Origin of the sequence: Paenibacillus ehimensis NBRC 15659 (assembly GCF_004000785.1) — a bacterium.
In the GTDB taxonomy this organism is placed as follows: domain Bacteria; phylum Bacillota; class Bacilli; order Paenibacillales; family NBRC-103111; genus Paenibacillus_G; species Paenibacillus_G ehimensis.
Map to the genome: position 1 here is coordinate 1 of NZ_BILX01000210.1, position 589 is coordinate 589.

Sequence of the window (589 nt, forward strand, 5' to 3'; positions counted from 1 at the left end):
CCGAGATAGTTGAAGCTGATTTCCGGCTCCACGCCGAACTTCATGCCCTCTTGCGGCGCGGACAAATACCGCAGGATGCCGTACCCGATCCCTTTGTTCGGGATGTGGCGCAGCCCTTCCTTCACCCGCTTGATCCGCTGTCCGACAGGCTCGTCCTGCCCCAGCTCCAGCACGACCGGGAATTGGCTCGTAAACCAGCCCACCGTCCGCGAAACGTCCACATCCGGGATAATTTCTTCCCGTCCGTGGCCCTCCAGGTTGACCGGCACCCGGTCCAGCCCCGACCATTCGCGAATAGCCGTGCCCAGCGCCGTCAGCAGCAGGTCGTTCATTTCCGTGCGGTATGCCCGGTGCGCCTGCTTGAGCAGCTGCTCCGTTTCCTCCGCCGTCCAGCGTACCGTTACGACATCGCTCTCTTTCAGCAGCGGTCTGACCTCCGCGTTGTCCTTCGGCAGCGGGGCATAGCCGCCCTGCTCGATCTGCTGCCAATACGCCCGCTCGCGTTCCATGGCCGGACTGCCCGCATAGCGCAACAGCTGCTCCGCCCACGTCTTGAACGAATCCGTTTTGTGCGGCAGACGGATCGTTT

General features: G+C 63.0%; 1 protein-coding gene. It reads right to left on the reverse strand.

Going from position 1 to position 589, the window contains the following annotated elements; translation table 11 throughout:
- The coding region (locus PEH01S_RS34370; RefSeq protein ID WP_246063161.1) for a condensation domain-containing protein at window positions 1-589 on the reverse strand (589 nt) is incomplete at both ends.